Consider the following 8055-nt stretch of genomic DNA (forward strand, 5'->3'; position numbering starts at 1 on the left):
AGAATGGCGGTCTCCGGTTCAGAGGTTCGGTGCCAAGAGCCGCTCTAGCTCGGATTCCGCGAGCCGGCGACGTGCTGCCTGGTCCTGCAGCTGGTCATGCCCGATCTTGCCGACGTTGAAGTAGCTGCTGTCGGGATGGCTCAGGTAGAAGCCCGAGACGCTGGCCGCCGGCGTCATCGCCAGCGAGTCGGTCAGGCCCATGCCGATCTCGGCGCACTGAAGCAGCTCGAACATCGGGCCCTTGACGCTGTGGTCGGGGCAGGCCGGATAGCCGGGCGCCGGGCGGATGCCGCGGTATTGCTCCTTGATCATCTCGTCGTTGCTCAGCTGCTCGTCGGCGGCATAGCCCCACAGGTCCAGGCGAACGCGGTGGTGCAGCGCCTCGGCGAAGGCCTCGGCCAGGCGGTCGGCCAGGGCCTTGAACATGATGGCCGAGTAGTCGTCCAGGTCGTCGAGGAAGTACTTCTCGCGCTTCTCGGCGCCGATGCCCGCGGTGACGGCGAAGGCGCCCACATAGTCGGCCACGCCCGATTCGCGCGGCGCGACGAAGTCGGCCAGGCAGCGGCTGGGGCGCATCGCGCCGTCCACCGCCTGCTTCTCGGTCTGCTGGCGCAGGCCGTACCAGGTGAGCAGCGGCGTCTGGCGCGACTCGTCGGCGTACAGCACGATGTCGTCGTCGCGCTCGGTGTTCGCGGGCCAGAAGCCCACCACCGCATTGGCCGTGAGCCAACGCCCTTCGATCAGCCGCTGCAGCATGCGCTTGCCTTCGCTGAAGACGCGCTGGGCCTCGGTGCCCACGATCTCGTCCTTCAGGATCTGCGGGAAGGGCCCGGCCAGGTCCCAGGTCTGGAAGAAGGGGCCCCAGTCGATGTACTTCGCCAGGTCCGCCAGGTCGTAGTTGCGGAACACGCGCCGGCCGATGAACTTCGGCTTGGGCGGCTGGTAGCCGGTCCAGTCGATGGGCGTCTTGTTGGCGCGGGCCTTGGCCAGGGGCCACAGCGGCACCTGCTTCTTGTTGGCATGCTGCTGGCGCACCTTGTCGTAGTCGGCGTTGAGCTCGGCGATGTAGTTCGCCGCCTGCTCCGACAGCAGGCTTTGCGCCACGCTCACGCTGCGCGAGGCATCGGGCACATAGACCACCGGGCCCTCGTAGTGCGGCGCGATCTTGACGGCCGTGTGCACCCGGCTGGTGGTGGCACCGCCGATCAGCAGCGGGATCTTCCTGACGCGGAAGTGCTCGTCCTTCTGCATCTCGCCGGCCACGTATTGCATCTCTTCGAGGCTGGGCGTGATCAGGCCCGACAGGCCCACGATGTCCGCGCCCTCGACCTTGGCGCGCGCCAGGATCTCGTGGCACGGGACCATCACGCCCATGTTCACCACCTCGAAGTTGTTGCACTGGAGCACGACGGTGACGATGTTCTTGCCGATGTCGTGCACGTCGCCCTTGACCGTGGCGATGACGATCTTGCCCTTGGAGCGCACGTCGCGGCCCGCGGCCTCGTCGCGCTTCTTCTCTTCCTCGATGTAGGGAATGAGGTGGGCCACGGCCTGCTTCATCACGCGGGCGCTTTTCACCACCTGCGGCAGGAACATCTTGCCGGCGCCGAACAGGTCGCCCACGATGTTCATGCCATCCATCAGTGGCCCTTCGATGACGTGCAGCGGCCGGCCGCCGGGCTGGGCCACGATGGCCTGGTAGGCCTCTTCGGTATCCTCGACGATGAAGTCGGTGATGCCGTGCACCAGCGCATGGGCCAGGCGCTCGTTGACATTGCCGCCGCGCCATTCGAGCTTCTTGCTGTCGTCCTTGGCGGCGCCCTTGGCGCTCTCGGCGATCTCCACCAGCCGTTCGCCGGCGTCGGGGCGGCGGTTGAGCACCACGTCTTCCACGCGCTCGCGCAACTGCGGCTCCAGGTCGTCGTACACGCCCACCATGCCGGCGTTGACGATGCCCATGTCCATGCCCGCCTGGATGGCGTGGTACAGGAAGACGGTGTGGATCGCCTCACGCACCGGGTCGTTGCCGCGGAAGCTGAAGCTCACGTTCGACACGCCGCCCGACACCTTGGCGCCCGGCAGGTGGGCCTTGATCCAGCGCGTGGCCTCGATGAAATCGACGGCGTAGTTGTTGTGCTCCTCGATGCCCGTGGCCACCGCGAAGATGTTGGGGTCGAAGATGATGTCCTCGGGCGGAAAGCCCACCTCGTCCACCAGCACGCGGTAGGCCCGCTCGCAGATCTCGATCTTGCGGGCATAGGTGTCGGCCTGGCCCTGCTCGTCGAAGGCCATGACCACGGCGGCGGCGCCGTAGCGGCGGATCAGCCGCGCCTCGTGCTTGAACTTGTCCACCCCTTCCTTCATGGAGATGGAGTTGACGATGCCCTTGCCCTGGATGCAGCGCAGACCGGCCTCGATCACCTCCCACTTGGAGCTGTCCACCATGATCGGCACCCGCGCAATGTCGGGCTCGCTGGCGATCAGGTTCAGGAAGCGCACCATGGCGGCCTTGCTGTCCAGCATGGCCTCGTCCATGTTGACGTCGATCACCTGCGCACCGTTCTCCACCTGCTGGCGGGCCACGGCCAGCGCTTCCTCGAACTGGCCGTTCAGGATCATGCGGGCAAAGGCCTTGGAGCCGGTGACGTTGGTGCGCTCGCCGATGTTGACGAACAGCGTGCCTGCGTCGATGACGACCGGCTCCAGGCCGGACAGCAGCATTGGGGGAACGGAAGGGGCGGAAGAACTCATGGACGGCACACCTGGTGGCGGGGATCAGCAGGTGAGCGTCGTTGCAGCCGGCGCCTGGCAAACGGCGGCCGGCCCCGCCAAGCCTCACGGGCCGGGCCGCTCGGGCGCCACCAGGGGCGGTGTGCCGGGGCCCGCCGTTGCAACGCTCCTTGCGCGGGGAGCGCGGATTTTATAGGGCTCGACCCGGGATAACCCCGAAATACCGGCGCGCGCTCCGGCCCTCCGTCAGCACTGCGCCGCGGCCCTCAGGTGGCGCTGACCGGACGTGCCGCCGCCGAGGCCGGCAGCCCGAACACCGCGTCGAACACCCAGTTGAAGACGAAGGTGTAGACCAGGAAGAACACCACCAGCGCCAGGTCCATCACCAGCGCTTCCCACAGGCTGATCTCCAGCCACCAGGCGATGGTGGGGACCAGCAGCATCACCAGCCCGCCCTCGAAGCCGATGGCATGCGCCACCCGGCGGCCCAGGCTGCGGCCGCGCTTGGCCTGGCGCGCCTCCCAGCGCTCGAACAGGCTGTTGAACAGCAGGTTCCAGGCGATGGCGATGGCCGAGGCCATCACGGCCACCACGCCCGAATGGCCCACGCCCTGCCCCGACATCCAGGCCAGCCCCAGGCTGGCCACCACGATGGCGATGCCTTCGTAGAGGGTGATGTAGACGACGCGGCGCTTGATGCCCTGCATGGCTTTCTTCTTTCTGTTGGGGATACCTTGGATGACGATGTCACTGTATTTCTGTCGTACTGACACATAAAGTCAGCTTCTTTCAGATTCACTGAAAGATCGCCATGCTCAGCAGCGACGACATTGCCCTCTTTCTTGCGGTCCTCGACCACGGGTCCTTCTCGGCAGCCGCCCGCGCTTTGCGGCGGGTGCCCTCGGCGGTGAGCATGGGCATCGCCCAGCTCGAGGCCGAGCTGGACCTGCAGCTCTTCGACCGCAGCGGGCGCGAGCCGCGCCCCACCGCCGCAGCCCGCTCGCTGGAACCGCAGGCGCGGCTGCTGGCCGCCCAGCTCAAGGCGCTGGAGGTGCAGGCGTTGGCCCTCACGCAGGGGCTGGAGGAGCGGCTCACGCTCGCCATCGCGCCCGAACTGCTCAGCGGCCCCTGGAGCCAGCCGCTCGCAGCGCTGGCCCAGTCGCATCCCTCGCTGGAGGTGGAGGTGCTCGCCGCGCCCCAGGCCGACGCGCTCGCCCTGCTGCACAGCGGCCGCGCGCAACTGGCGCTGGTGTTCGAACGCCCCAGCCTCGACGGCCGCGAGGGTTTCCAGGAAGTGGCGACCGAGACATTGGTCGCGGTCATGGCGCCGGATCACCCGGTCCTGATCGCTGCCGGCGGCCGGCTGCGCGAGCAGCACCTGATCGACACCCGCCAGATCGTGGTCGCCGGCCGCGATCCGGCCCTGCGCGACCCGCGCACCGTGTTCGCGCGCCACACCTGGCGCACCGATAACGCGCTGGCGGCGCTGAGTCTGCTGACGGCCGGCCTGGGCTGGGGCTGGTTGCCTCGGCCCTTCGTGCAAGCGCACGTCGCGGCGGGCGCGCTGGTGGAGATCCCCTTCGAGAACCTCAGCAACCGGCTGGACCTGTGGGTCGACGTGGTCTGGTCCAAGGAGCGCCCGCTGGGGCTGGGCGCGCGGCAGGTGATCGAGGCGCTGCGGCGCAAGCGGCCGGACGAGGAGGAGAGCGGCGGACGTTGAAGGCGTCCTTCGCCAACGCTTCGGGACGTGAGGTCAGGCCGGTCGGGCGTCGAGCGCGGAAACGCGCCTTGCTCGGGCTCAGCGGGGCGGATTGATGTGGGAACCGGACTTCCCGCCGTGCTTCTCCAGCACCTGCACGCCGTCGATCACCATGCCCCGATCAGCGGCCTTGCACATGTCGTAGACGGTCAGCAGCGCCACCTGAACGGCGGTGAGCGCCTCCATCTCGACGCCCGTCGGGCCGACCGTCTCGACCGTCGCCCGGCAACGCACGGCGGGCACGTCGCCCGGCTCGGTGGCGAACTCCACCGCCACGCGGGTGATCGCCAGCGGGTGGCACAGCGGGATCAGGTCGCTGGTCTTCTTGGCCGCCTGGATGCCGGCGATGCGGGCCACGCCCAGCACATCGCCCTTCCTGGCGGTGCCCGATTCCACCAGCGCGAGCGTCGCCGCCTGCATGCGGATGCGGCCCTCGGCAATCGCGATGCGGTGCGTGGCAGGCTTGGCCGCCACATCCACCATGTGGGCCTGGCCCTGGGCGTCGAAGTGGGTGAGGGGTGAGGACATGGGCTGAACGATCCGGCGGGAGGCGCATCATACGGGCCGGAAAAAGCCACCGATGCCGCATCCGATGTCCTCTCACTCTGCTTTGCGCCGCGTGCCCGCGCTGCCTCCGGCCGACCCGCGCCGCGCCCGCCCGCCGCTGCGCCGCCGGCTGCAGGTCGCCCTGGCGGCCTTGCTGGCAGCCGGCCAACTCACCGCCCTGCCCGTCCAGGCCCAGACCGCCACGCCCGCGCGCCCGCTGCCAGGCCTGGGCGACGGTGCCGAGATGAGCGTCGGCACCGAGCGGGAACTCGGCGACCGCATCGCCCGCGAGCTGTACCGCGACCCGGACTTCGTCGACGACCCGGTGCTCGCCGACTACGTCCAGGGCATCTGGCAGCCGCTGCTGGCCGCGGCCCGCCAGCGCGGCGAGCTCACGCCCGAGCTGGACGAACGCTTCGCCTGGGTGCTGATGATCGGCCGCGACCGCAGCATCAATGCCTTCGCGCTGCCCGGCGGCTACCTCGGCGTGAACACCGGGCTCATCGCCGTGGTGGGCAGCCGCGATGAGCTGGCCTCGGTGCTGGCGCACGAACTCACCCACGTCACGCAGCGGCACATCTCGCGCATGCTCACGCAGCAGAGCCGGCAGATGCCGCTGATGCTGGCGGCCATGCTGCTGGGTGGCCTGGCCATGAGCAAGAGTGGCCGCAGCGGTGGCGACCTGGGCTCGGCCATGATGGTGGGCGGCCAGGCCATGGCCATGCAGAAGCAGCTGGACTTCTCGCGCGACATGGAGCGCGAGGCCGATCGCATCGGCTTCGGCGTGATGAGCCAGGCCGGCTTTGCGCCGCAGGGCGCCGCCGCCATGTTCGAGAAGCTGCAGTACGCCTCGCGGCTGAACGACAACGGCAGCTACCCCTACCTGCGCAGCCACCCGCTGACCAGCGAGCGCATCACCGAGATGCAGGCGCGCTTCCAGTTCCGCGAAGGCGCGCCCGCGCCGACCATCGCACTGACACCCGAGCACGCCATGATGGCGGCGCGCGCCCGCGTGCTGAGCCGGCCGGGCGTGGACCTGCTGCGCCAGTGGGTTCAGGCCGCGCAGGGAAGCACCGCGCCAGCGAGTGCCGCAACGGCCGGCACGCTGTATGCCGGCGCCCTGGCCGCCAGGGAACTGCGCGACCTGCCCGCGGCCCGCGGTCTGGCGCAGAAGCTGCGCGCGCAGGTCGGCACGAGCGGCGAGCCCGCCCGGCTCGCGCGACTGCTGGCGGCCGAGATCGAGATGGGCGCCGGCAATGCGGTTGCGGCCGTTGCGCTGCTCGACGTACGAGCCAAGAGCCGCGGCGAGATGCTGATGGCCGGCCAGGCCGCCCTGCTGACCCGGAGCCATGCCGCAGAAGCCGCGCCGGTGCTACGCGACTGGGTGGCCACGCATCCGCGCGACGCCACCGTATGGCGCCTGCTCGGCGGGCTGTACGACGTGGAAGGCGACACCCTGCGCGCCATCCGCGCCGAAGCGGAATCCCAGGTGGCCCAGTTGGACTATGTGGCCGCGCGCGACCGCTTCCGTGCCGCGCAGGACTACGTGCGCGAGACCACCGCCAAGGGCGGCCGCATCGACCACATCGAGGCCTCGATCGTGGACGTGCGCGCACGCGAGATCGAACGCCTCGCCCGCGAGCAGATGGAAGAGAAGCCGATGTAGGCTGGCCGCGTCAGCGCCGCAGCAACAAGGATCGAGTGGCCGCGGAGCAGGCCATGCCAGGGCACCCGAGGAACCGGCTTTGCCGGGCCGGGGGGTGCGCCCCCCTCCAAGCCGAAGGCGCCAGGGAGCAACTGTGTTCGAAGTCAATGCTTAGTTCAGGCATTGGCATGTTGTGGATAACTAGATTGCCAGGGCACGCCCGACTTGATGACCGCATTCATGATGGTCAGCAGCTTGTGCATGCACGCCACCAGCGCCACCTTCTTGGGCTTGCCTGCGGCCACCAGGCGCTCGTAGAACGCCCGGATCGTCGGCTCGTGGCGCACTGCGCTCAGGCTGGCCATGTACAGCGCCGAGCGCACGTTGGCCCGTCCGCCCCACGTCGTGCGCCGGCCCTTGAAGCTGCCGCTGTCGCGGTTCAGCGGCGCCACGCCTACCAGCTTGCCGATCTCCCGGCGCGTCAGGCGCCCAAGCTCTGGCAGCGCGCCCATCAGCACCGCCTGCGTACCAGGTCCCACGCCCTTGAGCCCCTTGAGCAGCTCCAGCTTGTCCTGGAAGTGCTCCTTGAGCATGCGCCCCGCGTCCTTGTCCAACTGCGTGATCTGCTGCTCCAGCGCCTTGAGCACCGCGCGGATGCTCTTGCGCTGCGAGACATGCATGCTGGCCAGGCGATTGGTCTCGGCCACGTGCATGCCTACCAGCTGGCTGCGCCGCGTCACGATCGCGAGCAACTCCTGCTGCTCAGGCTCGGTCGGCTTGAGCAGCAGCTTGTCTCGCTTGTCGCTGCCATGCAGCGTGCGGGCGAACAGCGCCAGGGAGCGCGCGTCGATGCGGTCGGTCTTGGCCAGATGGCCCAGCGCCTTGGCGAAGTCGTGCGCCTGGCGCGGGTTCACCACCATGACGGCATAGCCCTGCGCGCACAGCGCGGCCGCAGCCGGCTGCTCCAGCCCGCCGGTGGCCTCCAGCAGCACGGCCGCCACGCGCTCGCGCACACCTTCTACATAGGCCAGCAGGGCGGCAAGCCCCGCCTCGTCGTTCGCCCAGCTCGAGCTCTTGGGCTCGCTGCTGAGCGCCACCTCCAGCGTGGCCTTGGCCACGTCGATGCCGATGAACACGGGTTCGAGTGCTTCTGTCATTTCCCAGCCTTGCAAATACGGGGTCTGTGTTGGCGCTGCTTCGAAAGATGCGTCAACCCAGCCCTCCAGCAACTGTTCGGGTTGCGGCACAGAAGGTCGGCTGTCCACGCCAAAAGCTCTCTGCCGGGATTCATTCCCAAGGGGGCAACGGGCTGTGGACAACTTCCCAAACCTTTGGTCTTCGACATCTTGGATGGAAGATACAAGGGGGCAGCCGC

At 68.9% G+C, this 8055-nt stretch carries 6 protein-coding genes; 2 read left to right on the top strand and 4 right to left on the bottom strand.

Annotated elements, in window-relative coordinates; genetic code table 11:
• Positions 1-18: 18 nt before the first annotated feature.
• A complete protein-coding gene (gene metH, locus QZ772_RS07085) occupies positions 19-2751 on the bottom strand; it encodes a methionine synthase (RefSeq protein ID WP_295524312.1) in 2733 nt (910 codons plus the stop codon).
• A gap of 245 nt (positions 2752-2996) precedes the next feature.
• Positions 2997-3437 (bottom strand): PACE efflux transporter, encoded by a 441-nt coding sequence (locus tag QZ772_RS07090; protein WP_295524313.1) that lies wholly within the window; start codon positions 3435-3437, stop codon positions 2997-2999.
• Positions 3438-3541: 104 nt separating this feature from the next.
• Between QZ772_RS07090 and QZ772_RS07095 the strand changes: the two genes are divergently transcribed.
• Positions 3542-4450, top strand: a complete 909-nt coding sequence (locus QZ772_RS07095) for a LysR family transcriptional regulator (protein WP_295524315.1) — start codon at positions 3542-3544, stop codon at positions 4448-4450.
• Between the two features lie 78 nt (positions 4451-4528).
• On the opposite strand, the gene moaC is transcribed toward QZ772_RS07095, so the two are convergent.
• A complete protein-coding gene (gene moaC, locus QZ772_RS07100) occupies positions 4529-5017 on the bottom strand; it encodes a cyclic pyranopterin monophosphate synthase MoaC (RefSeq protein ID WP_295524316.1) in 489 nt (162 codons plus the stop codon).
• Between the two features lie 64 nt (positions 5018-5081).
• Between moaC and QZ772_RS07105 the strand changes: the two genes are divergently transcribed.
• Entirely contained in the window at positions 5082-6701 is a 1620-nt protein-coding gene (locus QZ772_RS07105) for a M48 family metalloprotease (RefSeq protein WP_295524318.1), read from the top strand.
• 155 nt (positions 6702-6856) lie between these two features.
• Here the strand turns inward: QZ772_RS07105 and QZ772_RS07110 are convergent, their stop codons facing one another.
• Positions 6857-7837, bottom strand: a complete 981-nt coding sequence (locus tag QZ772_RS07110) for an IS110 family transposase (protein WP_295524319.1) — start codon at positions 7835-7837, stop codon at positions 6857-6859.
• Positions 7838-8055 lie beyond the last annotated feature (218 nt).

The sequence above is a fragment of the uncultured Pseudacidovorax sp. genome, from assembly GCF_913773995.1.
Lineage (GTDB): Bacteria > Pseudomonadota > Gammaproteobacteria > Burkholderiales > Burkholderiaceae_C > Xenophilus.

Bases quoted from the DNA above. Each gene is read 5' to 3' on its own strand.
- QZ772_RS07090 (WP_295524313.1), bottom strand. From the start codon at position 3,437: ATGCAGGGCATCAAGCGCCGCGTCGTCTACATCACCCTCTACGAAGGC.
- QZ772_RS07105 (WP_295524318.1), top strand. From the start codon at position 5,082: ATGTCCTCTCACTCTGCTTTGCGCCGCGTGCCCGCGCTGCCTCCGGCC.
- QZ772_RS07095 (WP_295524315.1), top strand. From the start codon at position 3,542: ATGCTCAGCAGCGACGACATTGCCCTCTTTCTTGCGGTCCTCGACCAC.
- moaC (WP_295524316.1), bottom strand. From the start codon at position 5,017: ATGTCCTCACCCCTCACCCACTTCGACGCCCAGGGCCAGGCCCACATG.
- metH (WP_295524312.1), bottom strand. From the start codon at position 2,751: ATGAGTTCTTCCGCCCCTTCCGTTCCCCCAATGCTGCTGTCCGGCCTG.
- QZ772_RS07110 (WP_295524319.1), bottom strand. From the start codon at position 7,837: ATGACAGAAGCACTCGAACCCGTGTTCATCGGCATCGACGTGGCCAAG.